This is a genomic window from Psychrobacillus sp. L4 (genome assembly GCF_042944905.1).
Lineage (GTDB): Bacteria > Bacillota > Bacilli > Bacillales_A > Planococcaceae > Psychrobacillus.
This window is the reverse complement of sequence record NZ_CP168496.1, coordinates 774,214-801,157: the sequence shown is the minus strand read 5'-3', so window position 1 is coordinate 801,157 and position 26,944 is coordinate 774,214. Positions and strand designations below refer to the sequence as shown.

Here is a 26,944-nt window from a genome sequence, read left to right as displayed (position 1 = left end):
GTGGAATTGTTTCTAACACAGGGACGCGTTTTTCCATTCGAAATGAATAATCGAGAATATCTATTGTACAAAACGTTCAACAACTCGTCATATAATAAAGAAAACTTATAAAATAAAATCCAACTACTTTTTATATAGGCTATAACATCTATGATAATATAATTAAAATAAGGGCCCTTGCATATAAAATGCGAGGGTCCTTATCTTATAAAAGATTTTCAACGATAGGTTTTAGTTAATGAGGCAATGAGCATTTACGGTAGTACCTGAACGTTGATGCTCTGGTATCCAAATACCCTTGCGGAAATGTCCGCGTACCATATGAGATTTGCGAAAATGTATTGATAATTTACACATACGCTTGTCCTCCTTCCTATTTTTCAATAGGTAGAAAGGATCCGCAGAATCTGCACAATTCATATATAATACAAGAGCATAAATAAATTATTTATAAAAATACTTGTATGTTAAATTCTTAGATAGTATAATGATAACTGTAGTCAAAATTATTACTATGCATAGAACTGAATTGTATATCTGATGCTCTAACATCAGAAAAACTAGGCAGAGTCTGGTACCTCTCTACCTATCGTCATTTTAATAGTATCAAAAATTGCGCAATTTGTCAAATTGTGTTTTTATTATGTTTTTTTCTAAGATTAGTAATATACTTTAACTATAAATTAAATGGGCTATTTTATTGCATCACTTATATAAGTGCGCAATAGAATAGCCCATTTTCCTTTTTCTCTCAATCAATCTCGTAATATTCCACATACCAATCCGCAAACTGCTGTAAACCTTCTTCGATTGAAGTCTTCGGTTGAAAGCCTATTGTTTCCTTCAACAAATCAGTTGATGCATAAGTAGCGTGAACATCTCCAGGCATGATAGGTTCGAAATTCTTCTTAAATACCACTTCTCGACCAAGTGAATTACTCAAGCATTTCTCTAAAGTCTTAGTAAACACCATTAACTTTTCAGGATTGTTGTTGCCTATATTAAAAACTTTATGTTGAACTTCGCCGTTAGGCGAATTATTTAATAAACGCTCAATCGCTTCAACAATATCATCCACATATGTAAAATCTCTGTACAAGTCATTTTCAAAGTCACCATTATTAAATATCTTAATTGGCTCACCAGCGAAATACTTATCAGCAAAACCAAAGTAAGCCATATCTGGCCTTCCCATAGGGCCATAAACAGTAAAGAATCGTAGCCCTGTAGCAGGAACCTTATATAGATGGCTGTATGTATGGGCCATCAATTCATTAGACTTTTTAGTAGATGCATAAAGGGATACTGGGTTGTCCACAAAATCAGACTCTTCAAAAGGAACCTTTTTGTTTGCCCCATACACTGAACTAGATGAAGCATACACAAGATGGTCCACTGGATTGTGTCTACAAGCTTCCAGTATGTTATAAAAACCGATAATATTACTTTGAATATAAACGTCTGGATTTTCAATAGAATAACGAACCCCAGCTTGGGCAGCCAGATTTACTACAACATTCGGCTTATACTCTTCAAAAATATTCATGACCAATGACTTATCTGAAATATCTCCTTTGATAAAAGAAAATCTAGTAAATGCTTCAAGTGAATCCAAACGCGCATGTTTAAGATTCACGTCATAGTAATCATTCAGATTATCAACACCTATCACTTTACAACCTTGTTCTAATAACTTTCGAGACAAGAAATATCCAATGAAACCTGCAGCCCCAGTAATCAGGTATACTTTACTAGAATCTAGACTTTTGTAATTCAAGGTTCTTCGCCTCCATTAACACTTCTCTACTAATCGGCTTTCTTCCAATAGAATAGTACTCTACGTCCGCTTGTTGCATTTCTTGCACACTGTAAATATTTCTACCATCATATACTAATGGAGTTCTCATTAACTTCTTATAAGTCTCCGGAGTCACTGCTTTAACCTCACCCCATTCAGTAAAGATAAAGCAAACATTTGCACCATCTAATGCATGTTCTACATTAGCAACATACGTAATAGTCCCTTTACCGTTGTTACCTTCTGGATGTACTTTAGCAAAGTTTTCTGAACCAACAGGATCATAGGCATAGATATCTGCACCTTGTTCCAATAGTAAAGGTATGTTCTCAAGAGAAGCTGCCTCTCTTAAATCATCCGTTCCTGGTTTAAACGTCAATCCCAGTACCGCTACCTTAAGACCGCTAAAAGTAATCAGCCTTTTACTAGCTTTTTTATATAATTTAGTCTTTTGTTCTTCGTTCACGTCAATGGCAGCATTCACCGTTTTTAGCTCGTAATTATTTTGTCTAGCTAAATTCTCTAATGCTTTCGTATCTTTAGGGAAGCAAGAGCCACCGTAACCAATACCTGCATTTAAAAACTTACTTCCAATACGACTATCAAAACTCATTCCTTTTGCAACATCTTGAATATCTGCCCCAACTAATTCACAAAGGTTAGCAATATCATTCATGTAAGAGATTTTAAGTGCAAGGAAATCATTTGAAGCATACTTAATCATTTCTGCAGATCGTCTATTGACAGAAACAATAGGTAAATTAAAAGGTTCATATATGCTCTTTAACACTTGTTCTGCCCAATCACTTTCAGTGCCAATAATAATTCGTTCTGCATGTAATGTGTCATGTACAGCTGAACCTTGAGCTAAAAATTCAGGATTCGATGCTACTTCCACTCGCACATCATTCACTAAAAAGTCTTGAATAAACTGTTCCACTTTGTCATTCGTACCAACCGGAACTGTCGATTTCACAATTACCAAACAGTCCTTTTCAACGGACTCAGCAATTTGCCTTGCCACAGTTGCTATGTAAGAAAGATTAGCAGATCCATCCGACTGTTCCGGTGTACCAACACCAATAAAAATCGCATCCGCATCCTTGTAAGCTGATTGATAATCAGTTGAATAATCAATTCTCCCATCAACATAACTTTTCTGCATTAATTCTTCTAAATCTGCTTCATAGATTGGAGATACACCAGATTTCATTAGTTTGACCTTTTTTTCGTCTATATCAACACATGTTACTTGATGGCCAACTTCAGCAAAACAAGCGCCTGCCACTAAGCCGACGTAACCTGTTCCTGCAACTGCTATTTTGTACATTTGAGCTCCCCCTAAACATATAATTGTATAATAGATTTAAAAAACTAGCACTGCTGCTAGTGATCAAATAGAGTATAATATATCGTATTAATAAATTGGTAAATATCAAAGTTAAGTGGTAGTTCTACTAATTAGGAAGCAAAAGAACTGTCCCCGTGCTTCCCATACAAACCACTTAAATTTGAGTGCCAAATAAATTTTTGCTTCAGAATCAAGTATTTTTATCGCACTAATTGTTCATTGTTTGCACATCCTTGCATAAATTAAAACAATAGTAGCAAAACCCCTACAAATATGCTGTTATTTAAGAGCTGCATTATGGAAACAAGCCCAGATCTGGCTAAAAATTGGGCGATCCCTATTATTATTTTTTAAGTAACCTGAAAATTGGTCTAACTATTTTGTTAAAGTATTTTGTAAAAACCTCATCCTTTGTATAATTAAAGTATACTAAACATAAAAGGAGATAAATTAGTGCACCCGAACAAATCTCAATAATAAGAGTCAAAATTGATGTTCCCATAGAAAAACCGATCAGTCTTATAATTACAAACATGATCAATCCATTTATGATAAAGAATATTCCACTCTTAAGATAGGATAGAATATCTAGCTCTTTCCTAACAGATATAGTTTGATGTAAAGACACTGTAAACTCCGCAATTATTGTACCAACAACTGCTCCAAGCGCTCCAAACGGCTTAATTAACATCAAATTTAATATTAAATTAACAAAAGCACCCAATATTACAGAACTTATATATTCTTTATCCTTTAATGTTGGAATTAAATATTGTGTACGTATCACATTGGCCCATGCTTTAAATATTATTATAGGAGAAATCAATGCCATTAAATTTCCTACTGGCATGAACCCTTCCCCAAAAAATATTGGTGCAAATATTGGTGCAATCCCCGCTATACCAAACGCCATTGCGGAACTAATAAATAAAACAAATTTCATTGAAATATTAATATATTTTTCACTTTGTGTAAATTTACCATTTACAATTAAATTAGACATTCTTGGAATCATAACTGTGCCCAATGCAGTGATAACACCAAATGGAACCGCTATTATTTTTATAGTATTTTCATAATATCCTAGTTCTGTCATTGTACTTAAAGAACCTACCATAACTTTATCCATTATTGTGTATAAACTAATTGCTATAACAGGTATAAACAAAATTATATTTGGTTTTATATGAGCTTTTATATCCCTCAAAGTTGGTTTTATAAAATTTACATACCTTAATAAGAATGGCCATAATGCTAATTGATTAAGTACCGTAGTTAATGACATAATTAAAACGTATATCCACAAATCGTGAGGGTTTTTTACAAATATAAAAACTGCAATAACGCCTAATATTTTAATTACCATTCCTCTTAAAACAGTTATTTTAAACTTTTCAACTCCAAAATAAAACCAACTAATATCAATCGCAGCTGATAAAACATAAATTAATTGAATAAAAGAAATAAGAAAATGATTTTCTATTACTAATATCGCATACAAGATATAAATTACTATCATTAATGAGGAAGTTAATAGTTGAAAAGTATAAATTTCCCAAAATGTTTTACTTAGTTTTAATTTGTCATCTTTCACCCTAGCTATACTTCGATTACCGTAAATCTTTACACCTAGCATTGCTAATAATACAAAATAACTTGCAATTGAGAGGGTATAAGAATATATACCAATACCCTCGGGGCCAAGAATACGGGAAATATATGGAACAGTAACAAATGGGAATACGATCAAAAGCCCTTGATAAGATAAATTATATAAAAAGTTTTTCTTTATACTTGTCATATTTAATTCCTCAAATTGCTATTAATGTTTTTTTGTAGATAAATTATAAAAGTAATTCTTTTGTAACTAACTATACTGCAAGTGTATCCTTTTAAAGAAATGGATTTAAGCCAATTTTCTGTACCTAAATTTACTGACACGTTCTGAGTACTTTTCCTACAAAGTCGATAGGACCATCGTCAATTGACTGAAATATATTCCTACTCTGAATACTGATTAGTTCATCATTAATCGTACGTGACTTTTCTACTCTCTTATAACATAGCTTTTCATTTTTTTATTCTTATTAAGAACATTTAAAGTTTTTTTCATAAACCAAACAGGATTAAATGCTTTAGGACTAATAATACGAACATTATTTTTCTTCAACTTCCTGTAAACAAAAAACATTTTTTTAACTCCAAATTTCAATAATGAAGAAATCAAAAATCCCATACCACTTAAATTCAATGCCTTAAAATCATCACTATTTAAATACCTTTTTAAAAAGTTAAAATAATCTATATATACATATAATCGGGAATTATAAACATCATGGCTGACCGTTGCTGTCAGGCTACCTTTATTTCTCGTTACACAATAAATATTCTCCTCAGATACATCAAAATTTCTCATATGATATCCGACTTTTGCGGAAAACATCAAATCATTTGCGGCTATGACTTCATCAAAGAATATTTTATTCTCCTTAACCAAACTTGATTTGATAAGTTTAGACCATGGGACATAAAAGCGATATCTCAAAAATACCTCCGAATATAAACATTCACATAACATGTTATCAATTAGTTTATCATATGCTAGATGACGATCGGCAGGCTTCCCTGTATCTAAATTTATACTGACCGGTTTAAAAAAAACAACGTCATTATCTGAGTTAAAGTATCTCTTGGAAATATCAAAAAAAACATCCGTGAAATAATCATCAGCATCTGCAAAAAGTAGCCACTTTCCATTTGCTTGATTTAATCCAATATTCCTACAAGCACCAGCACCCTTCTTTTTTGACTCGTTATTATAAAACTCTATATTACTTTGATTATATTTTGTCTTTAGTTTTAAATATTCTTCCCTATGGCTTCCTTCGCTATTATCATCAACTACAATTATTTGGATATCTTTTGAATTTGGTATACTCTCGAGCAATTTTTTTAGTGATGATACAGAATTAAAATGTGGAATTATTATAGAAAGATTAATCATAGTAAACCTCATTTCTAGATTACGATTACTTAAATAATATAAATGTATTTATTTATTCTAACAGTATCCTTTTCGTCGGATTCAGCTCTATTCTACTCTTGAACTGACCAGGTGCGAGTGTACTACTTTCCAAACTCTCTGTATATTTGAGTAATTAAGGATTTAACTCTAGTAATCAAATAAGCATTATTATTTTATTTATAAAAAACATGCCTGTATGGGATAATCTGGTGACTATCATATATATAATTAGCCATAACAAATGTTGAAATTGCATACACAACGACTAAAAAATACACGAAATATTTTATCGGTTTATTTTTTATAATTATAACGATATAAGGAATTAACAAAATAGATAAAATATCAAAGTATCGAGAAATTCTTCCAGCATACTCAAAGTGTAAACTCGCAAGGCTAAAAATGGCTCCGTAAATATATAACCATGTATATAGTTCAACCCGCTTATCATATTTAAGTAAATCTCTCCTTCTTATTATTAATATCAATATTAGAAATATGGTTGTTAGATAAGAAGAGAAACTTAAATTTGCTGATTTTAGAGTAGCATACGCATCATATTTGAAAAATTGAATATTGGAAAAGGAAGACAAAAGTTGTGGTAAAAATATAACTATTGATGCCACAGCTAATAAAATTAGGATTTTTCTATATATTTTTATATTATTACCTTTATCAAACACTATATAAAAAGGTAGGGCTATTAGTGCTGTAGTATGGAACATTGAAGCTAAAAGAACAAAAAATAAGTACCTTTTAAAGTTCTTTTCTATAATGTATTTTAACGAGTAAACTATGATAACCATGGATATGGATTGTCTCATTACATTTAAAGACACAGCATAAAATTTTGAGTAATACAAAATTAATATAAGAAAAAACGGAATTTTATATCTATGATAGTTCAAAATGAGATATAAAAAAAACATGGTTAATAAAGCTGAAAATAAAAACAATCCTTGTGGATCATTAAAAATAAGTTCGGACATTTTTATTAAAACCATATGTCCTATTTCCTTATCAAAAATATGTTCTTTTATCCCTTCATTAACTACTTGATAATACCCATTTACGTACCTTCCATAATCTACACCAACATTATATCTTAGTCCTGCAATAATAGTTGGTATACTACTTGATAGGATTAATAAAATAAAATATACAAAAGTATTTTTGGGGGATTCATATTTTAGATAACGATTTAAACTTTCCTGTTGTGCAAAAAAAGCAAAAAAACAAGAAATAAAGAACGCTACTAAATAGAGTAGTAGGCTTTGTAAATCAGTCATTAAATATTTCTCCTTCTCAAAGCATAAATATTTACATATAGCAAATCATAAATTTATTTAAAAGTATCCTTTACTCTTTTAAAATTTCAAATTCATATTTTCTTTCATTTTCCTAAAACAAAATTGTATTACGCTGTTATTTTAGTTCAAAACAACTACTTATTTGTCAATTCTGTTAGTATAACATTTAACGTATGTTGAGGTATTTATTTTCTATCTAAATATTTCCCGTCAGGTGTTGTTCTTAAAAACTAAAATTCCGGCAGATTCATTGTTATTAATACAAGAATAGATGAAATCCGGGGTTACCTAAGTCAGACCCTTGATTCTCCCTGCTGTCAGTTTTTCTGAGAACAATTTACAATTAGAGGAAATTGTAAGGTATCATTACTACCTTAATCCAAATGCGGCTGAGAATGAGGTAATAACCCTATCAATGCAATTCGTAGACTACATTTCAAGCGTAATCGGTATATTATAAGAAAAATATTCTAATTGAATGCAATCATGCATTTGTTCAGTTTCGTTTAATTTATCAAACAATTGGTGAAAACCTTAAATAAATCTATCAGTAAATAGATACTACTTTTTGAATCAGTTAATAACCTTATTCTATGTCAATTAGTTGATATTCTTTAAGTCTGCTAGCATTAAATTTCTCTAAAAAATATCTTTCATACCTAAATATATCAACTCCTACTTTGACACTTTTATATCTTTATTTGATTTCTAATTTTTTGTCTTAGATGAAACGGCAAAAGTCCTAGGGTTATTCTTATAGGTAATAATAGTATTAGATGATACTTTTTTTGTAATAAAATATATTTAAGTTGTAATGTTGAACTATTAAATAGATATTTAATTCTTTTTTTGTTTTCAAAAGACTGATTACTATGAATTCTCTTCGCTGTTAATGCTATATCTAATCTCATTATTATTAAACTTTTATTGTGAGCTCTAAGCCATAGTTCGTAGTCTAATTGGGATTGTCTTCCTTGATTGTACCTTCCAATACCATCTAATTTGCTCTTAATCATCATTGTAGAAGAATGATTAAGTACATTTTTCTTTAATATTTCATTACCTATTATATGAAAATTGTGATGGTCACTTTTTACTTTTTTCCATGCCGCCTTATCATTGTTATAGATAATAATACTTTTGGTTGCAACAATAAATAAACTTTTATCACTATTAAAAGTATTGATTTGTATTTCAAGTTTTTGAGGGTGAAAAACATCATCCGCATCTAAATTAGCTACATAATAACCAGATGACAATTCAATTGCTTTGTTTAAAGCCTTTCCTCTACCTGGCCCAGGAGAAAAGTGTGGTTTAATCCTTTTATCTAATCTTGAATATTCCTCTAGTATATATTTAGTTTTATCAGTTGAACCATCATCAACAATTATCATTTCCCAATTTTCATAGGTTTGATTTATGACTGAGTCAATTGTTTCTGATATTGTTTGTTCGGCATTTTTCACTGTACATATAACAGAAATTAATTGCTTATTCATTTCATACCTTCCTCACTCAGGTTTTCAATGATCAATAATCTTACTTCAGAATTAATATGGTGAATTTTTATATCCTCATTGTTCTATTTGTTGATTTGATCTATTTTCTCAATATATGCATTAACAACTATATTTCGATCAAACTTATTTTCAACTTTTTTTCTAGAATATAGCCCCATTTTTTTCTTAGTTTCATAATCCATACTTAAAAATTTTTCAATTTTTTCTATCAAGTCCTCGCTGTTTTGCTGCATTATTAAATATCCATTTTGACCATTATCAACAATCTCTTTACAACCTGGTCTATTAGTAGTAATAATGGGTCTCCCACATGCTGCACTTTCTAACAATACATTTGACATACCCTCTGGATAATACGTAGGGTGTATTGTACAGTGTGAATACTTATGAAATTCTCGAACATCATCTCGTCTTCCATGATATGTAATAATTCCTTTTTTATCCATTTCATTTAACTTACCAATATAATCTTCATCACAATTTCCAAGAATGTGAAACACAGTATTAGGATGCCTATCCTTAATATATTCAGCCGCTTCCAAGTACTGATCTATTCCCTTTTCTTTCATTATCCTTGCAATAAATAGGAATTCTACTTTTTCATCACCTGGATAATCCAATAAATTAAAGTGTTCTAGATTAACACCAGATCCGGGGATTAACTGATGCTTATTTACTGCAATATTCTCATTCTTAAAGAAGCGTTGGTTTTCTTCATTTTGAAAGAATAAACTGCTTACACCCTTTAATGCAATACGATATAAGAATAAGGTGACTTTCTGTAAAATACCTTTATTTTCTACCACTGTTCCTAGTCCGGTAATGTTTGCTATATAAGGAACATCTAATAATCTACAAACAATACCACCATAAACATTAGGTTTAATTGTGTAAGTTAATACAACATCGGGTTTTAACTTTTTTACTACTTTGAAATAATTAAATAATAGTTTAATATCAGTAATTGGATTAGTCCCTCGTCTATTTATTGGTGTCTCTATACATTCGCAACCCATTTGAGTAAAATAAGAAGTCTTTTCATGTGCAGGCGCTGCAATAAATACTTCATACCCCTCATCAAGCATTCTTTGTATAAGTTCTCTACGAAAACTGTAAATGCCTAAAATATGATTTGATAAAATCAAAACTTTTTTCAAAAGTCCATTATCCTCCTATGAAATGTCTTTTCTTATATCCCCTGAATGCTTACTTATTTCATCTGGTTTTGTAAACTCAACCTTTTCAGTTTTTAACACTACCAATATGGTCTTTAAGATTATCTTAAAATCTCTTAAGAATGTTATACGATTGACATAGTCTAAATCACATTGGATTTTTTCGTCCCAACTAAGACTATTACGACCACTTACTTGAGCATGTCCTGTTAAACCAGGTCTAACCTCTAAACGTCTTGCTTGGGTTGAATTATACTTTTCCACTTGATATAACAAGGTTGGTCTAGGGCCTACAATTGACATATCACCTATAAATATATTAATAAGCTGTGGAAGTTCATCCAGGCTAGTTTTCCTCAAGAAGTTTCCCACTTTTGTTTTTCGGTCATAATTCTCAATTGGTGTTCCATCTTCATAAAAACTATCTTCAAATGTCAACATTGTTCTAAATTTGTAAATATTGAATGGTTCTTTATCTTTGCCAACTCTTTTCTGTGTGAAAATTACAGGTCCTCTAGTATCTAATCTTATCGTTAAAGCAATAATTAAAAATATAGGAGACAGGATTAATAAAGCTAATCCACTACAAATGATATCCATTACTCTTTTTAGATATTTTTTATAAATCATCTATTCACCCTCACCAATCAATTAAATAGGAATCCATATTAATTAATTATTTCATTTAAATATTCTTCTCTAATATTCTTAAGAAATTCTTTATTTGAGATATACTGTGCATTATAGTTTTTCTTCTGTTCTTCAACAATTTCATTAAAATTATTTGTAATGAAATCTAAAGTTTCAAGATAATCCATTCTTATGTAATATCTTTCATCAAAGTTAGTACCATTTAAAACAAGTCTTAACATTCCACAATTCTTGTTATAGTAGTATCTTTTATCGCCCATGACATCTTTCAAGACGCTAATGGTTGGCGTTTCAGTTCCTAATGCAACTACCAAAGCATGATACCTGGAACTAACCACCAACTTCGCATTCCTAATTACTTCTACCGCATCTTGAATTGGAAGGTAACCCTTCTTTGATATATCCACATAATCATAGTTCTCAAGTACTTCATTAAGATATACCGCTTGTTGCATACCACCATGCTCTAAATTAAGTGGTAAAAAAACTATTTCTAAACCATATCGTTCATACATTTTCTTTGAAAAATTTTTGAAATAATGAATGTTATCTTCAATAAAATTTATGGGTAAATAAGTTTCCATAACAATATAATCCTTACTTTTTACTGATGAAGTTATTTGTTGCGTTAGAATCCTATCGTTAATTAAAAATAAGTCATCTGGAATATTTCTTATATCGTTGTCTTTTACTCCTACTTGTCTCGCCCACATTGGAGAATATAAATTATCTCGGCATCCAAAAGTTACATTACTCAATGCATTAAATAGAGAAGCAAAAAACCCTGAATCCTTTGCAAATGGCCCATAACTATTACCTGTAAACATTATTTTTTTATTTAATTGGTTTGCAACAAGTATTGGTGCAATTATTTTTATTAACCTTACTATTCTATGGGGCATACTCCATAGTCCGTTAAAATAACCTCCACCATTTACTATCAGAACATCAATGTTTTTTATTTTCTCTAGTAGCTCATTGTAATTACTTACCATTGATAATATTTCAATTGGTGTAAATGTATAATCATTTTTTATACAATTGCTATATTCATCTGTGAGTTTAACCTCAACTATATTTACATTATAATCACTTAAATAATCTTCTTTTATAGTTCTAAGGAAATCATTATCATAAGAAAATAGTGTAATGTCTTTAATGTCTAGGTCGTAAATGTTATTAATAAGCATTGCATAGTCACCAAAGTTAACATCTGCGAATGGCCCAGTAATTGCAATTCTTTTAGAAATTGTATTCATAAATGATCTCCAATCATTAAAAGTCTATAAATTGAGCACATCAATAATCTCTTTTAAAGAGGAAATAGTGATATTCTCTTTTACACCTTGAAAATATTCACTGGTAGCATAAACGCCATTTTCTCGTTTTACCCTTATAGTTTTAATAGGGTATATGCTACTTATATAAAAATCCTTTTTAGGATTATCCCCAACATAAATCATTTCATCATACTTAACGTCTAACGCATGTTTCATAATTTCAAATGCTTTGGGATGTGGTTTCCAAAATTCTCTTCCTAACTCATCTGTAACAATAATTTTATTGAAATAATTACTTGCTCCAACGGCTTTAATCTTTTGCTGCTGGGCATTTGAATAACCATCTGTTATTATTCCTGTTTTCATCTCTTTACTTTTCAAGATATCTAAACATGGTAATACGTCATAAAAAAAATTAATATTTGGTAAATGATTACGATACTCTTGAACAAGATTTAAAATGGTATTTTTTGTGTACTTAAACTCAAATTTATCTAGAAGTCTATTAAAAACATTTTCAGAGCTGTCACTTAACAATTTAATAAGTAGTTCATATAGCTCTATTTCATCTTTTTCTAATTTCCCACTTAATATTTTTGATACATGTTGGTAGCCACTTATAATATATTGTTTTTCAGAAATCAGAGTATCATCTAAGTCAAATATTACCGCTTTCGCCTTCACCATCTAACTAGGTCCATATTTTTATCCAAGTTGGAGTTATCAATTATATTCATGTTTTCATCTATACAGATACTACTATCAAACCTCAAGAACATAATATTATCCCTATAATTTTCGTTATATTTTAGTTTGTGCCCCATCAATAATTTAAAGAGGTTTTCACATGAATCAGCACCACTATGAATACTCATTGGAGCTCCTCCTCCAAATCGGGGGTTTATTTCAATATACTTTATCCCTTCCTTTGTTTTCATAAGTTGTACGGTAATATGTCCGAGGGGTTTTAGAGTATTCATCAAGCGACTTACATCTTTTATAACTTCTTGATCCTTTACAATTTTTCCCTTAGAAATCTCTCCACTCCGAGTAGCCATTCTAAGGCGAGGAACAACTGTGATTATATTACTTTCAAAGTCTAGAAAGACATCAACCGTAAACTCTTCACCTTCCATAAAATCTTGAATAATAGGCTTTTCTATTAAATCCCTATAAGTATCCAATTCCTTTTTATTATTCACTTTAAATGTATTTATGCTGGAACTCCCTGATATGGGTTTAATAAATAATGGATATTCAATACTACTACTTGCTAAATCCTGATCCGAGTACATTTTAGGAATACCAAATCCATTAGCCTCTAAAAAGTTCTGAGTGTTTATTTTATCTCTACAAATTTCTATAACACTAATATCCGAAATTAATACTTTTGCATTTGTTTCGTTTTCTATATACTTTTTATTCTCTGCAAGTAATAATAAATCTGTATCTATAGTTGGAATTACAATAGCAATGTTTTCTTCGTTACACACTTCAATTATAGAAGAAATATAGTTAGGTTCATTAATACGAGGTAATTTGTAAGTTCTATCTGCAAAGAATAAGGCTGGTGCCGCTTCAGAACAGTCACCCGCCACAACCATGCTATTAATATTTAATTTTTGTCCTGCCATTTTAAATGCTTGTACTAATTCTACTCTTCTTCCGGCACTTAGGATTAGGACATTAATCTTTTTCATTTTAAACTCTTCACCCTTTCTATATTAACACCACAACCCCTTAACAATCTCCACAACTCTCTCCAAATCCCCATCCGTCATCTTCGTATCACTCGGCAAACAAATCCCATTCTCAAACAACTTCTCCGATACATCCGTACCAACAAAATCATACTTTTCAAAGAACGGTTGCATATGCATTGGCTTCCATACAGGTCTTGACTCAATGTTTTCTTTTTCTAGTGCTTCCATCACATCAATTGGTCTAATCTTGCCATATAAAGTCATGCTGCTTAACCAATAGTTCGGTTCATTCCACTCATTACTCGGCATAAACTCAATCCCATCAAGTGAACCTAACTCTCTTTTATAATATTTAAATATGTAACGTTTTTTTTCAACTCGCTGATCTAAAACTTTAAGCTGCCCTCTACCAATTCCAGCTACTACATTACTCATACGGTAATTAAAACCTAATTCGCTATGTTGATAATGTCTTGCTTGATCTCTACTTTGAGTAGCCCAAAATCTTGCTTTAGCAATTCTTTCTTCATTATCAGAAACAAGCATCCCACCACCAGATGTAGTAATAATCTTATTACCGTTAAAAGAGAAGATCCCATAATCTCCAAATGTTCCGGTGTGTTGCCCTTTATAGTATGTCCCTAGAGATTCAGCAGCATCTTCTATTAAAGCTACATGATGTTTTTTACAAAGTTCTACTATTCTATCCATATCAGCGGATAAACCATATAAATGAACAACAATAACAGCCTTTACTTCTGGATATTTCAAAAATGCTTCTTCTAATGCTTTCGGACACATATTCCACGTTTCATAATCACTATCTATAAAAACAGGAATGGCATTTTGATAAATAATCGGATTAGCTGTAGCTGAAAATGTTAAAGTAGGACAGAAAACGATATCTCCTGATTCAACCCCAGCCGCTTTTAGCGCAAGATGAATAGCCCCAGTACCAGAACTTAGTGCTGCAGCTGCTTTAGAACCAACTTTTGAAGCTAACTCTTTTTCAAACTCATTGACATTCTCTCCAAGTGGAGCAATCCAATTTGTATCAAATGCTTCTTTTACATATTGCATTTCATAGCCTTCATCACTCATATGTGGAGATGAAAGAAATACTTTATCGTGCATTTGGGTAGACTTCCTTCCTATTTAAATAGCTTTTTTATGTATTGATTTATTTGACCATTTATAACTTATGTATTTATTTCCTAACCTTAAAAAACACAAAGCCCACAAAATATGGGCTTCACCTTTTTATATCTCTCTAAACCCTAAACCACCAATCTACCAACCATCAACCCATCCAAATACTCCAACAAATCATCCCTCAACCCATCATCCTGCAAAGCCATCTCAATTGTAGTCTGTATAAACCCCAGCTTCTCCCCAACATCATACCGCTTACCCTCAAAATCAAACGCGTACACATTCTGTATCTCATTCAACTTCTGAATCGCATCCGTCAACTGAATCTCTCCACCAGCCCCAGTTTCCTGCTTACCTAAGAAATCGAAGATTTCCGGTGTTAAAATATACCTACCCATAATCGCCAAATTAGAAGGCGCAGTACCTTGCACAGGTTTCTCCACAAAATTACTCACTTCATATAATCTTCCGTCTTTTGAACTTGGATCAATAATGCCATATCGATGCGTATTTTCTTCCGCAACTGTTTGCACACCAATCACGGATGATCCAGTTTCATCATATTGTTCGATCAATTGTTTCAAACAAGGCTTTTCAGCTTGTACGATATCATCCCCTAGTAATACAGCAAATGGCTCATCACCTATAAAATTACGTGCGCACCATACTGCATGTCCCAATCCTTTAGGTTCTTTTTGTCGGATATAGTGAATTTCAACCTTAGAGGATTGATTTACTTTTTCTAGTAAATCAAATTTCCCTTTTCCTATCAAATTTTCTTCCAACTCAAAATTCCGATCAAAATGATCTTCTATTGCACGTTTTCCTTTACCCGTCACAATAATAATATCCTCTATGCCAGATGCGATTGCTTCCTCCACAATATATTCAATGGTAGGTCTGTCCACAATCGGCAACATTTCCTTTGGCATCGCTTTTGTCGCAGGAAGGAAACGTGTTCCAAGTCCCGCTGCTGGTATAATCGCTTTCCGCACTTTTTTCATCCTGCACACTCCCTCCTAAACCTAACTTACAACATTCACTGGTTCGGATAACATCTGTTTCACATTCTTCCGATTCGCTAAACCAATCAACAACTCTTTCATGTCATCCACCGTCATATCAAGCAACTTATCCAGTACATAAGTCAACTCGCCATAACTAATCGGCGTAGCCCTCCCAATATGAATCTTCGGAAATACATACTTACTTTGGATTTCCTTCTCATCTAATAACTCTTCATACATCTTCTCACCAGGTCGAATTCCTGAAAATCGAACGCCAATTTCTTCTTCACTATACCCGGATAGTCGAATAAGATTATTAGCTAAATCGACAATTTTCACTGGGTCTCCCATGTCTAACACGAACACTTCTCCACCACTCGCCATCGTGCCTGCTTGAATGACTAGTCTGGATGCTTCTGGAATGGTCATGAAATAGCGAGTCATTTCTGGATCCGTAACCGTAATTGGTCCACCTGCTGCAATTTGTTTTTTAAATAATGGCACGACACTTCCGCGAGATCCTAGTACATTTCCAAAACGTACTGCCGCAAACTTTGTCATACTTTCTTTTGCAAGATTCTGAACGATCATTTCAGCAAAACGCTTCGTTGCACCCATTATATTCGGCGGGTTAACTGCTTTATCCGTTGAAATCATGACGAAGTATTCCACACCAAACATATCCGCTGCTTCTGCGACATTTTTCGTGCCGAAAATATTATTTTTCACTGCTTCCATTGGATTATATTCCATTAACGGAACGTGTTTATGCGCTGCAGCGTGATACATCACATCCGGTTTATACTCTGCTACAATATCGAATATACGATTGCGATCTTGAATGTCGGCAATGATTGGAATAATTTTTGTATTTGGTGAAACTTTTTGGCGCAATTCCATGTCTATTGTATAAATAGAATTTTCGCCGTGACCAAGGAGAACGATCTCACTTGGGTCGAATCTAGCTACTTGTCTACAAATCTCAGATCCGATCGAGCCGCCCGCTCCAGTTATTAGAATCTTTTTGTTCGTTAGCTTCGTAGAAATGGATTCCAAATCTAGTTCTACTTCCTCACGACCAAGTAAGTCTTCAATTCTCACGTCTCTTATTTCATTGATAGATACTTTGCCTGTTAATAGATCTTCAATAAGTGGCATTATTTGCGTATGAACGCCAGTGTCCAAACACTGTTGCATGAGCATCGTACTTGTTTGTTTGTCAACAGATGGAATGGCAATAATAATATGTTCGATATCCAAGTCTTTCACAGCATCAGCAATAATTTCAGTTCCACCTAATACACGAATATTAAAGATTTCTAATCCCTTTTTTTTCGAATCATCATCTAAAAAAGCAATTGGCTGTAATGGTGATTCCATATTTTTAAATAATTGACGAGCAATCATCGTACCTGCTGAGCCCGCACCGATTATAAGTGTACGCTTTCTTTTTTCATTGAACTGTTCACCTGATATGTATGAATCACGGAAAACTCTCCATGATAGCCTTGACCCTCCAATGAGTAATATATGAAGCATCCAAGTGATCAATAACGCTCTAAATAATACTTCCCCTGGAAGAAATCCTTGTACAATTGCTACAATAAGTATGGATATTGTTACCGCTTTGAAAATCAACCATAACTCTCGTACAGATGCATATTCCCAAACCTTTCGATATAATCCAAAATACATCGCAAAAACATGATGTGCTATAAAAATAGTAAGCGAACTGGTTACTAGAAATAGGTCTGTAAAAGGATTATCAATTGGATATAGTAAGAAATAGCCGATATAAATGGAAAATAACACTATACAAGAATCTACTATTACTAACATAGACATTCTTTTCTTAAGTGACACGCAGATCCCTCATCCCTTTTGCTTAAACTGCTATAGAATATTATAGCACTATTGGGAATTTATTAGGGTATTTTGTTTAGAAAGTCATCATTTATACCATAAAACCAGTTCTTTGGATGCGTTATAAATGTTTTGGGAATTGTAATTTATTATCCATGGAATTTTACGGCATATTATACACTGCATATTTTTAACAAGAATCTATTAAACTACGCAAAAATATTCCACCACTTTGGTTTTCCTAGGTCTTCCGGCTCTAAAATAATAACTTCGTCGTTTTCAACGATTCTTGCATTATTTTCGAGAAAAATGTCGACTGCATCCAATCTTTTTTGTTTTTCTAAATACCGAAGTCCCGCGTCAAATTTATAGGCTCTCGTTTTGAGATTATGAACATCTGACCCATAGGTATGGACTAAATTTGCATCTACCAATTGTAACGATAATTTTTGAACTCCTCGTCCAAAATGTCCAGCTAAACTTCCAGCTGTAATTTGTGCGATTGCGCCGTTACTAATCAGTTTTGTTAATCTAGCTGGATTTTCTGCAATGGCTCTGTTTCTTTCAGGATGTGCAATAACAGGCAATATATTCTCGGATAATAACGCATGAATCACATGCGTCGTGTATTTTGGTATCCCTTGAGAAGGCAGTTCCAATAGCAAGTATTTAGAGCCTGCTAATGTAAGAATTTTTTGTTCCTTCAGTAAGTCGACGATATTATCTCTTAAACGAACTTCATGACCAATATGTAATTTTAAAGGGATCTGTTGTTCGTCCATTTCTTGTTGTAGTGTAATGAGTTGTTGTTTCACTGAGGTTGCTTCTGCATGGTATTGCGGATGGTACGCATGCGATGTAGAAATAATCTCGGTTATTCCCTCTTTCACCGCATTTTCGAGCATTTTAATGGTATCTTCTCTAGTAGAAGGTCCATCATCTATCCCATATAATATATGACTATGTATATCGATCATCGCCTAATTCTCCCGTTCCTTGTAATAAAAGTAAAATAAAAGAGAGTAAAAGGCACCCTAAGTGCTTTTTACTCCTCTGTTCCATAGTATTGGTAATAATAATGATCTTTTTCCAGATTGAAGTTATTGAGTACAGTTCCAATAATTTTCGCCTTGGAAGCAGCTAACAGTTCTTTTGCTTTTAGCACACTTTTTTTATCCGTTGCTCCTGCACTGATGACGAGCACCGTGCCTTCGCTCTTATTCGCCAAAATTTGTGCATCGGTTACCGATAACACTGGAGGTGCATCAAATATAACGAGATCAAAATGTTTTTTCAACTCTACTATCATGTCATCCATAGACTTGGCACTTAACAACTCTGCTGGATTCGGTGGAATCGGTCCACTCGTAATAATTTGAAGGTTTTCTATATTTGTTTCTTTCAATGCTTCCATCACTGGAGTCTTCTTCGTTAAAATATTGGATAGCCCTATCGTGTTTGTAAGATGAAACGTATAGTGTACGGTTGGTTTGCGCATATCTGCATCGATTAAGATCACTTTTTTTCCTTCTTGTGCAAACAAGCAAGCTAAATTAGCAGATGATGTGGATTTCCCTTCAGCTTGTACGGAAGATGTGAATAACAAAGTCGTTAACTCTCCATCCGGTTTGGAGAAGTTAATGTTTGTGCGAGCGGTACGAAATTGTTCCGATACAAACGATTTTGGATCCGTTATCACCACTAATTTACGTGCCACTTGCTGTAAACTTTTTGTTTTTTTCGCCATGCTTTACACTCGCTTTCGTCGTGGCATAATCTTCGTAACAATATCCACATTTTTATTCTCTTGGATAGGGCTTATAAGACCTAGTATTGGGAGTTGAAGAATGTCTTCAATATCTTGTTCATTTTTAATCGTCGTATCTAAATATTCGAGTAAAAATGCAATTCCTACACCGAGCATTAATCCGACTACTGCAGCAATCGCCATATTAAGAACTGGATCTGGTTTGACTGGTGATGGATTTTCCGATTGAACTGCTGGCGATAGAATGTTTACATTGTCTACTTTCATTAGCTTTTGGATTTCTTCTTGGAATACATGCGCGGTTGTATTTGCAATATCGACTGCTTTATATGATTCTGGATCTTGTACGCTAATATTCACTACTTGAGAGTTTTGCGCACTGGATACCGTGATTTTGTTTGTTAATGCAGCTGGCGTCGTATCAAGATCTAGATTCTCAATTACTTTCGACAGGATCGCTGGACTTTTTATAATGACGTTATATGTATTGATCAATTGAAGATTCGTTTGTATGTCTTGTGAATTAAACGGCTGTTGTTCGAATTTTTGTTGATTGACAAGAATTTGTGTTGAAGCTTGGTAGATTGGTGTCAAAAAGAAGTAGCTAATGACTCCTGCAACTATCACTGCAAGAAAGACCATACTAATAATCAATACAAGTCTCTTCCTCAATGTTTTATATAAGTCTTGTAAACTAATCGTTTCTTCCATATGTACTAGTTTCCCCTTTACTCCTCAATTATCTTCATTTACTAATAAATTCTATTATAACATATATTATCCCAATTTGATTACAAATTCTCTCATTTTTTAATAAAAAAATTGCCTATTCGACATATTCATGTATAGATAAATAGTTATAGTCAAGCGGACTTATGCGGTTCCCCCAGCGTCCCTGTGTCAGACTCAATTGTTCCTCAAATTGTGGCTGACACAGGGACGCGAGTAGAAAGTGAATTCAAAAAATCCGTAAAGATACATCTACTATTCTTTACGGATTTTTGAGCGTTTATTTTCCAAGTGCTTTACTTAAAATACTATCTTTTCTAGCCTTTTTGGATGCTTCGTATTCCTTTTTAAAGCTTTGTGCATATGATTTATCAAATCCATTTTTCGAAAGATCTTTCTCCACTGCACCTAAAACACCATTGAAAACTTTATCGGTGTTAGCTTCTAAACCTTTTGCTGCAGCCATGTATTTATTGTAGAAGTATCCAACATTGATACTTTCTCCATTTGCTTGCTTGTCCATATATTCACTTTTCGCACGACCTACAAGTGCATTTATTTTAGAATCTGCTTGCGCTTCTAACCCTACGAATGCCGGTACATATTTTTCTTTTATGGAACCAACAGTTGGTTTAGTAGTTGAATTGTTTGAAGTTGTGGATCCAGAAGTAACCGTATTACCGGAAGTTTGCGTTTGCCCTGCCGACGACTGTCCTTCATTTGCGCTACTATTCGTTGTTTCATTTGTTGTCGAATTATCGGCCGTTTGGGTTTTTGAAAATGAGGACTTTTCTTCTACCACATTTCCTTTTTCATCAATGGTAATTTTACTTCCATCAGGTAGCTCCACAGTATATGGGTCAGCAACAATCTCGGTTACTTCCTCATCGGCCACATCATATGTTTTAAACTTAAGTTCATATAGTATGTAACTTCCCGCCCCAATAATAATGATTAAAGCTATTAGCAAAGTAATTTTTAACCTTCTTCTTTTTTTCATAATATTCCCCTTTTTACTTTATCTTAGTTTTAAGTTTAGCATGAAGATTAGCAGTTGAGTAGAGTTATATAGGAAAATAGGTGTGAAGTGGTGGATTTTGTTAGTTTATGTTGTAGCGTGTCAAACCGCATAGTACTTATGTATTGTTTTTGATTGGAAGGTACCTCTTGTCCTCCAGTGCCCTGTGAGGCGTCCCTGTGTCAGACTCAATTGTCCCCCAAATTGTGGCTGACACAGGGACGCCTTTTATGCTGAGTAGGGCGTGAGTTGAAAAAAATCCCCTTACGTCAAAAGGACATAAAGGGATTTCTGTAATTTCAATTATTTGTTAAATTCAAATGTATAAGTGTCTTTAAATTTTTTGCCGCTTACAGTTCCTTCTACATGAAGAGTAATTGTTCTACCATCTAAAACACTCAACGTTGTGTCTTTATCTAAGTTTACCTTAGCCAACGCTTTTTCAATAACTTTATCAAAGTCTAAAGCATTATTACTAGAACCAATTGTAATTTCTCCATCTGGAGTTTTGTACGTTACAGAAGCAGAAGCGACAACTGTATCTTTAGATTTAAATACAAGGAAAACTCTATTGGCTTCATCATAAAAATGACCTAATTTACTATCAGCTTTATATGTTACACCAATTTTGTTTCCATCAATTGAAAATTTCATTGTATCACCTGTATTAGTATTACCTAAAGCAATTTGTGTACGAAGCATTTCATTTAAAATATCATTGCCTGATGATGACGTGTCACTGCCGCCACCGCCACCACCACCGCCGCCAGTTGCAGGTGGTGTAACTGGAGTAACTACTTCTTTCACAGTTTCTACTTTCTTAACCAATGCGTTTATAAAGCTAGATGTGCCTGTAGTTGGAAGTGTTTTAACTAAAGCTTCTATGCTTACCATTAGTTTTTTCGCTTCTTCCGATTTACCATCTTTTACAAGTTTTTCAACTTCTACCATTTTCATATAAATTGTTACAGGGACCATTAAATCATCACGTTTTTGATCAGATGGTTGTTTGTATTTATCAAGCAACAAATCACGTGATGCTTTTCCAGAGAAGCGATATAAAATAGCAGTTCTGCCTTTTAATTGATAAGACAATTGGTGATAAGCCTTTTCAACTGCTGCAAAGTCATTTTTCGCTTCTGCTGCTTTGATTTCTGCTAATAGAGGATCTAAATATTTCGTCGCATAGTTATATGCATCAATATAGGGAACAAGTCCTTTAGTAATTTTTTCATTGTACAACGTTTCAATCTCTTTCAACTTTGCTTGCTTCTCTTTTTGTGAAAGTTTAGAAGCTTGAATTTCTTTTACCGCATTTTGATAGTTTTTCTTTGCATTGTTTAATACAGGGGATAATGAGTCACTTGTTGCTAGCTTTCCATCTAATGCTGGATACACATACTGAGTAGCAGCCTTGTTCAATTCTGCCTTCACCTTGTTAACGGATTGATCTACTGATGTAGATGCTCCAAATGCAACTGGTGAAAAAGATAAAACAGATGTTGTTAATAGTACTGCTGCTGTCGTTTGCTTGATAAATCGTTTGTTCATGTTATTCCTCCTCATAATTTAGGTAACTAGTTGAGAATTTTCCAATATATTTCAACAAACCTATAATACTATTTAATTAGGAACTATTCAACTTAATAATCCGATAAATCGTTACAAAACTACCTATGAAAATCAATTTTTTTTACAAATAAGAAGATTAAACGACTCAAAATGCTAATTTTGATAGATTTGCCTAAATAATCAAAACCTTCGCAAATCCCTATATACCATAGTTTTAATCTTTGTTTATTTCGTTAGACCAAAACTTAATCAGATAAACTAAGTAAAGAAAATTGATCAATATGTTTCTTTCAAATTTTTCATAGATTTACTTCCATATAAAGAAATCCAGCAACCAAATTAGACGATTATTGTATTTCTATCTATTTATGATTGAAATGATAATCTATGAATCCTTGTAGGCTAAACGAACACTGCTACAGGAATTATTTACCTATTAAAAAATTAATAACCAAATGCTATACTTAAAGTGCAATAGTCATAAACTACTGCGCACATCTTAGAATTTTCAGGGGGATTTTGTTTGTATTGGTATTTAAAAGCGTTAAAAAATTATGTAGGATTTAAAGGTAGAGCAAGACGTAAGGAATACTGGATGTTTATTCTTTTCGATATAATCATTTCCATCGTTTTTGCAATCGTTGAGTCAATTGCGGGTTTATCTTCTTTATTAACAGGACTTTATTCATTAGTTACTTTGCTTCCAGCTTTAGCTGTTACCGTTCGAAGATTACATGATACTGGTCGAAGTGGATGGTGGTTTTTACTTAATTTAATTCCTCTAGTTGGTCCTATTATTGTACTTGTTTTTACGTGTCAAGATGGACAGAATAGTGAGAACAAATATGGAACTAATCCTAAAAGATAGTAAAGAAAACCGCTCCTTATAGAGCGGTTATTCTTTTTTTGTCAGAACTGAATTGTCCAAATAGATGTAGAAATTAGTCTCTAAGATTTATAACTCTCCCTATAATAATCAATTAGCTCATCTCACTTCTAATGGCTATTAAGTTCAACTCATAGCCCTACTCCACGGAGATTACTTCTAAAGGAGATTCTCCGCTATTTACCTGTTTCAATAAATTCAACTTACTCTTAGAAGGTGTTTCATACTTAATAGCAGCTCCTTTTTGAACAAAAGCTCCTCCACCAACTCCGTAAAGTCCACCATTATTGCTTTTATAGCTATATACGCGGTACTCTTCCCCTTTTTTCAGCTCACGGATTTTTGTCAAAGAATTATCTTTTTCTAGTTTCCATAAACTTGTGTTTGTAAGAATCGTTACTTTACCGATTTGACCTACCTTTAATTCTGTTTTTCCCCACATCACTTTGGTGCTCGCACTCGCTGGAAATGTATGCATCGTCAAAACTGATAGAAAAAGAATAAATACGAATGCTATTTGTCCAGTTTTTTTCATCATAATAAATTCCCTCCTTTTGAATATTCTTCTATTTTACAATAGAATCGCTTTATCTACTATCTAATTAACCTGCGTCCCTATTTCAGCCAGAATTTGGGGAACAATTGAGTCTGACACAGGGACGCTTGTGGTTAACTGTATATGTAAGTGGTTAAGCGTTTTGACTTGTTGTGTTATAATAAGAGAATATTACTTTTAAATAGAGAGGAATTTACTCATGACAAATTCACCTAACACATATAAAACTGAAATAAGCTTTTCGGATGATTGGGAAATACCAGCACAAGAGAAATATATTTTTCAATATTTTCATCAGCAATTAGAAGATTTGGTAGCTAACCAACTTCATATTCATGGGGTAAAATTATATAAAGTAGAAGCTGGTATTATTGCAACCGCTATTATTAGACACTCCTTACCGAAAAAATTACGTTTAGATCAAGTAGTCTTAATCGTGAGAGATAAAGAAGGTAGAGAACTGGCGAAGAAACAATTTGAAATGGAATTGTTTGGAGAACTAGAAGCGTGTACTGCACGACCATGGAACTTTTTGTTTGAAATGGAAGATTTACTAGTTCCTTATGAAGAAATAACAAATGAGATGGATTTCGACATAGTATTTGAGTATTACGAAAAAGTAGTAACAAATTTTGAATTATATTTAGATGAGAATTGGTTAAATGGACTTTCAGAGGATCAACAAGAATATGTGAAAAGTTTAGTAGCTTCGTTAGAACCTTTAAAAGAAAATGAACTATCGATCGTTGGATTCCATTTTCATGAAATGGAAAATGTCGTTCAAGTTTATATCATTATTCGCAATTCATACGCAGATACATTAACGATCGAAAACCTGCCAATTCAATTATTTGATGCGGCTGGTGATATAGTTTGTAAACTTGGATTCCCAATAGGACAATTTGAAATCGAATCCAAACAAGCTCGCCCAATTAATTTATCTTTTCCAAAAGAAGTGTTCCTGAAGGAAAATCCTGATTTTAGCTCATGGATGATTGAAATGATCCCACAAACTTTATAAATTACTCGTAAAGCCGTTATAGGGAAGACCTATAACGGCTTTTAATTTTTAAGAGCGTCCCTGTGTCAGCCACAATTTGAGGACCAATTGAGTCTGACACAGGGACGCTGGGGTCTTCTTTTTAAAAAATAAGCGGCTGAGTTTAACACTCAGCCGCTTATACGTATGCTACTTATTATAAAATTACACCACCATTCATTCCTACTTTTGATCTAAATCACGATGAATGATGCGGTAAGTGTCGATTAATGTGTGTAGTCTTTGTTGTTGTTTCAGCAGGACGTTTTTAGAAACATTAACCTGAGCAGACATTCCATTGCTAAATATAACAAGGGATACTCCTTTTCCTGTTTCCTCTATTTCAAATTGGTGATTAAAAATCCAAACACATTCGACGTGTTGATAAGACATAGTTGGAAATGCTCCTATCTCATTTGGATCAATGAGTATAGGTGTTTTAACGACATAATTCATTAGTTTTTTTATTGCTTGCATACGTCCTTCTAGTGTAGAAGCGAATAGAATGCATGCATTGCCGAGCAATTGTTTCACAGTCATTTTGGAGAGATAGATGCCATGGGTTGTAATAATTTTCGTTTTAAACTCTCCTGTAAATACTGATTCAAGCATCAAAGTTTTCTTGTTAATTAAATTAGAATCACAGTCTTTCAAAATTAAATCCCCCTTTTCCTTTACTATGGTTATATACTACCAAACTTTCATATATTTGTATAGTCTAATTTTACTGAAAATATGTAATTATGTGAATCTTCTTTATGTATTAGTTAACCTTCCCAATATTAAACAACTACTTCTTCTAGATCGAACTGGTAGTTTGTACAAGCAAAAGTCCTTTCTCCCCATTTGGTAAATAATGTGAAGACCGATTATGCTAAGGCTACCTAGGAATAATTGAATCGTGCACGACTCCAAAGGAAAGTACAGTGTCAACATTCGAAGAGAATTTAGTACAATATGAACCAATGATTTCTGCATGTATAAGAAAATTATCTATCTACAAAAATCATGAATTATATAGACAAGCTGGAAGAATTGCTTTGTGGAGAGCATGGGTAAAATTCGATGCGGAGAGAGGTGATTTTGCCCCATATGCATACCGATGCATTTACGGAGGGATTCTAGACGAATTAAAAAAAGAAAAACAAATAGAAGAAACGATCGATCCTATGGAAGAAGAAAAACTGACATTTCTAATAGAGCAAACATTAAGCCAAAGCATCCACCATGAAGCGTTAGCTTTCGCATTAGAAAAGTTAACAACAAACGAGCGAGAACTGATCTTATGGATCTTCGTCGAAGGGATCTCTCTACAACAAGCAGCAACACGAGCAGGAATCACAATACCTGGCATCAAGAAAAGACGAGAACGCTTGTTGACTAAGTTACGGGAGAATATGGCTGCGAAGAATTAAGAGGGCCTTTGTCGCTCTCATATAGGTGGAGTGTGCTCTCGCATTGGCTAAAATTGCTCTCGTTCGGTAATGAAACAAAAACGAAGTAGCCAAGTTTCTGGCTACTTCGTTTTGGATCATATGAAC

Annotated in this window: 24 protein-coding genes; 3 read left to right on the top strand and 21 right to left on the bottom strand. The window is 33.1% G+C overall.

What is annotated here, in order from left to right:
- Positions 1-751: 751 nt before the first annotated feature.
- From ACEPXG_RS03825 to ACEPXG_RS03735, 19 genes are all read right to left on the bottom strand, one after another.
- Positions 752-1,777, bottom strand: a complete 1,026-nt coding sequence (locus tag ACEPXG_RS03825) for a GDP-mannose 4,6-dehydratase (RefSeq protein WP_391207683.1) — start codon at positions 1,775-1,777, stop codon at positions 752-754.
- Complete coding sequence (locus ACEPXG_RS03820; RefSeq protein ID WP_391207681.1) at positions 1,752-3,128, bottom strand: UDP-glucose dehydrogenase family protein; 1,377 nt, start codon at positions 3,126-3,128, stop codon at positions 1,752-1,754. Before ACEPXG_RS03820 ends, ACEPXG_RS03825 begins: the two co-directional genes overlap by 26 nt.
- Positions 3,129-3,492: 364 nt before the next feature.
- Entirely contained in the window at positions 3,493-4,950 is a 1,458-nt protein-coding gene (locus ACEPXG_RS03815) for a flippase (protein ID WP_391207679.1), read from the bottom strand.
- A gap of 246 nt (positions 4,951-5,196) precedes the next feature.
- Positions 5,197-6,153 carry a glycosyltransferase family 2 protein gene (locus ACEPXG_RS03810; RefSeq protein ID WP_391207677.1) on the bottom strand — a complete coding sequence of 319 codons (957 nt, stop codon included), beginning with the start codon at positions 6,151-6,153 and terminating at the stop codon, positions 5,197-5,199.
- Between the two features lie 194 nt (positions 6,154-6,347).
- Complete coding sequence (locus ACEPXG_RS03805) at positions 6,348-7,463, bottom strand: EpsG family protein (RefSeq protein ID WP_391207675.1); 1,116 nt, start codon at positions 7,461-7,463, stop codon at positions 6,348-6,350.
- 710 nt (positions 7,464-8,173) lie between these two features.
- Positions 8,174-8,983 (bottom strand): glycosyltransferase family 2 protein, encoded by an 810-nt coding sequence (locus tag ACEPXG_RS03800; RefSeq protein WP_391207673.1) that lies wholly within the window; start codon positions 8,981-8,983, stop codon positions 8,174-8,176.
- Between the two features lie 83 nt (positions 8,984-9,066).
- On the bottom strand, positions 9,067-10,161 hold the full coding sequence (locus ACEPXG_RS03795) for a glycosyltransferase family 4 protein (RefSeq protein ID WP_391207672.1): 1,095 nt from the start codon (positions 10,159-10,161) through the stop codon (positions 9,067-9,069).
- A 15-nt stretch (positions 10,162-10,176) separates the two neighbouring features.
- A complete protein-coding gene (locus ACEPXG_RS03790) occupies positions 10,177-10,809 on the bottom strand; it encodes a sugar transferase (RefSeq protein WP_391207670.1) in 633 nt (210 codons plus the stop codon).
- Between the two features lie 38 nt (positions 10,810-10,847).
- Complete coding sequence (locus ACEPXG_RS03785; protein ID WP_391207668.1) at positions 10,848-12,089, bottom strand: polysaccharide pyruvyl transferase family protein; 1,242 nt, start codon at positions 12,087-12,089, stop codon at positions 10,848-10,850.
- Positions 12,090-12,113: 24 nt separating this feature from the next.
- Positions 12,114-12,797, bottom strand: a complete 684-nt coding sequence (locus ACEPXG_RS03780; RefSeq protein WP_391207666.1) for an HAD family hydrolase — start codon at positions 12,795-12,797, stop codon at positions 12,114-12,116.
- Positions 12,791-13,810 carry an ATP-grasp domain-containing protein gene (locus ACEPXG_RS03775; protein ID WP_391207663.1) on the bottom strand — a complete coding sequence of 340 codons (1,020 nt, stop codon included), beginning with the start codon at positions 13,808-13,810 and terminating at the stop codon, positions 12,791-12,793. Before ACEPXG_RS03775 ends, ACEPXG_RS03780 begins: the two co-directional genes overlap by 7 nt.
- 24 nt (positions 13,811-13,834) lie before the next feature.
- On the bottom strand, positions 13,835-14,947 hold the full coding sequence (locus ACEPXG_RS03770) for a DegT/DnrJ/EryC1/StrS family aminotransferase (protein WP_391207661.1): 1,113 nt from the start codon (positions 14,945-14,947) through the stop codon (positions 13,835-13,837).
- 143 nt (positions 14,948-15,090) lie between these two features.
- Positions 15,091-15,969 carry a UTP--glucose-1-phosphate uridylyltransferase GalU gene (gene galU, locus ACEPXG_RS03765; RefSeq protein ID WP_391207659.1) on the bottom strand — a complete coding sequence of 293 codons (879 nt, stop codon included), beginning with the start codon at positions 15,967-15,969 and terminating at the stop codon, positions 15,091-15,093.
- Between the two features lie 21 nt (positions 15,970-15,990).
- Positions 15,991-17,835, bottom strand: coding sequence for a polysaccharide biosynthesis protein (locus ACEPXG_RS03760; protein ID WP_391207657.1), 1,845 nt, complete (start codon positions 17,833-17,835; stop codon positions 15,991-15,993).
- Between the two features lie 209 nt (positions 17,836-18,044).
- Entirely contained in the window at positions 18,045-18,812 is a 768-nt protein-coding gene (locus ACEPXG_RS03755) for a tyrosine-protein phosphatase (protein WP_391207655.1), read from the bottom strand.
- A gap of 68 nt (positions 18,813-18,880) precedes the next feature.
- Positions 18,881-19,582 (bottom strand): CpsD/CapB family tyrosine-protein kinase, encoded by a 702-nt coding sequence (locus ACEPXG_RS03750; RefSeq protein WP_391207652.1) that lies wholly within the window; start codon positions 19,580-19,582, stop codon positions 18,881-18,883.
- 3 nt (positions 19,583-19,585) lie between these two features.
- Complete coding sequence (locus ACEPXG_RS03745; protein WP_391207650.1) at positions 19,586-20,314, bottom strand: YveK family protein; 729 nt, start codon at positions 20,312-20,314, stop codon at positions 19,586-19,588.
- 298 nt (positions 20,315-20,612) lie between these two features.
- Positions 20,613-21,332 carry a hypothetical protein gene (locus tag ACEPXG_RS03740; RefSeq protein WP_391207648.1) on the bottom strand — a complete coding sequence of 240 codons (720 nt, stop codon included), beginning with the start codon at positions 21,330-21,332 and terminating at the stop codon, positions 20,613-20,615.
- Positions 21,333-21,653: 321 nt separating this feature from the next.
- Positions 21,654-22,901, bottom strand: coding sequence for a hypothetical protein (locus ACEPXG_RS03735; RefSeq protein WP_391207647.1), 1,248 nt, complete (start codon positions 22,899-22,901; stop codon positions 21,654-21,656).
- A 544-nt stretch (positions 22,902-23,445) separates the two neighbouring features.
- On the opposite strand from ACEPXG_RS03735, the gene ACEPXG_RS03730 reads away from it, so the two are divergent.
- A complete protein-coding gene (locus ACEPXG_RS03730; RefSeq protein ID WP_391207646.1) occupies positions 23,446-23,790 on the top strand; it encodes a DUF805 domain-containing protein in 345 nt (114 codons plus the stop codon).
- Positions 23,791-23,947: 157 nt separating this feature from the next.
- On the opposite strand, the gene ACEPXG_RS03725 is transcribed toward ACEPXG_RS03730, so the two are convergent.
- The gene (locus ACEPXG_RS03725; RefSeq protein WP_391207644.1) at positions 23,948-24,346 is read right to left on the bottom strand and encodes a hypothetical protein; all 399 of its coding nucleotides are present in this window, start codon (positions 24,344-24,346) and stop codon (positions 23,948-23,950) included.
- 217 nt (positions 24,347-24,563) lie between these two features.
- On the opposite strand from ACEPXG_RS03725, the gene ACEPXG_RS03720 reads away from it, so the two are divergent.
- Positions 24,564-25,385: an SLAP domain-containing protein gene (locus tag ACEPXG_RS03720; RefSeq protein WP_391207642.1), complete on the top strand. Its 822-nt coding sequence runs from the start codon at positions 24,564-24,566 to the stop codon at positions 25,383-25,385.
- A 201-nt stretch (positions 25,386-25,586) separates the two neighbouring features.
- Here ACEPXG_RS03720 and ACEPXG_RS03715 read toward each other — a convergent pair whose 3' ends face one another.
- A complete protein-coding gene (locus ACEPXG_RS03715; RefSeq protein ID WP_391207640.1) occupies positions 25,587-26,057 on the bottom strand; it encodes a competence protein ComK in 471 nt (156 codons plus the stop codon).
- Between the two features lie 272 nt (positions 26,058-26,329).
- On the opposite strand from ACEPXG_RS03715, the gene ACEPXG_RS03710 reads away from it, so the two are divergent.
- The gene (locus ACEPXG_RS03710; RefSeq protein WP_391207638.1) at positions 26,330-26,818 is read left to right on the top strand and encodes a sigma-70 family RNA polymerase sigma factor; all 489 of its coding nucleotides are present in this window, start codon (positions 26,330-26,332) and stop codon (positions 26,816-26,818) included.
- Positions 26,819-26,944 lie beyond the last annotated feature (126 nt).